Annotated in this window: 1 protein-coding gene; it reads left to right on the forward strand. The window is 47.6% G+C overall.

Features of this window, described 5'->3' with window-relative positions:
* Positions 1 to 1,450: flavocytochrome c (locus tag H740_RS06190; RefSeq protein ID WP_002952457.1), on the forward strand; the 1,450-nt coding region annotated here is incomplete at its 5' end.
* Positions 1,451 to 1,478: the final 28 nt, after the last annotated feature.

The following is a 1,478-nucleotide window of genomic DNA, read 5'->3' on the forward strand; positions in this document are numbered from 1 at the left end:
AGACGTCAAATTTGACGAAGAGTGGGACGTAGTCATCGTTGGTTCCGGTTTTGCAGGACTAGCAGCCGGTATCACCGCAGCCGAAAAGGGCAACAAAGTCCTAATCCTAGAAAAGATGGGACGCGTCGGCGGTAACTCCGTAATCAACGGCGGAATATTTGCCGTTCCAAACAGCGACAAACAAAAAGCAGAAGGCATCAAAGATAGCAACGAGCTATTTATCAAAGACTGCCTAAAAGCAGGCCGCGGCCTAAACCACGTAGATCTCATCGACACCATCGCTACTCGCGCGCAGGATGCATATAAACTAACTCTAAAATGCGGCGCTAAATACATAGATAAAGTTACTCATGCAGGCGGACACAGCGTACCTAGATCGCTTCAAACCGCTAACGGCTCAGGCTCAGGTATCGTTCAGCCGATGGTAGAATACTTCAAAAACCTACAAGGCTGCGAGCTAAGACAAAGAGCTAAATTTGACGAATTCGTCCTAGGCGAAGACGGCGGCGTAGACGGCGTGATCATCAGAGAGGATTATAAATTTGATCCAAAGAGCCAAAAAGACGACGCCGAAAACACTACCGGAACTAAAAAGACTATAAAAGCTAAAAAAGGCGTAGTGCTAGCTGCAGGAGGATTTTGCCGCGACGTATTCTTTAGACAGGTTCAAGACCCGTCTATCTTGCCTACTACGGATAGCACCAACCACCCAGGCGCAACAGCAGGCGCTATGAAAGAGGCATTTAGGATCGGCGCAACTCCAGTGCAGCTAAGCTGGATACAATTCGGTCCATGGGCATGCCCTGATGAAAAAGGCTTTGGCGTTGGCTCTATGTTTAACGTAAACGGAAGCTTCCGCTATGGAATTTCAGTCGATCCAAGAACAGGCAAACGCTATATGAACGAGCTAGCAGACCGCCGCACCCGCTCTCAAGCTATGTTTAAAGTAATAGACGCAAAAGCCGATATCTATCCGATCAACTTCTGCGATAGTGATGGCGTAAAAAATATGGTCATACCTGAGCACTACACTAAACCGCTAGAATCTGGCGTACTAAAGAAATTTGAAACTCTAGACGAGCTTGCGGCATTTTATAAAATCCCTGCTGCAGAGCTTAAAAAGACCGTCGAGAGATATAATAGCTTCGTTAAAAACGGTAAAGACGAAGACTTTGGCAAACCAATGGATAAAACCACTACAAACGGCGTAGATATCTCGAAAGCACCTTTCTACGCTATGCGCGGTACGCCAAAACTTCACCACACGATGGGCGGTATCGACATCAATACCAAAGCCCAGGTCATCTCATTGCAAACAGAGATGCCTATCCCAAGACTATTTGCAGCAGGCGAGATCACCGGCGGCGTACACGGAGCTAGCCGCTTAGGTAGCGTGGCGATCGCAGACTGCTTAACGTTTGGTATGATAGCCGGAGAGAATATAGGCTAATTTGCGGCGTCTTCTGAGCGTCTTTGAA

It is taken from the genome of Campylobacter showae CC57C (assembly GCF_000344295.2).
Taxonomy (GTDB): Bacteria; Campylobacterota; Campylobacteria; order Campylobacterales; family Campylobacteraceae; genus Campylobacter_A; species Campylobacter_A showae_B.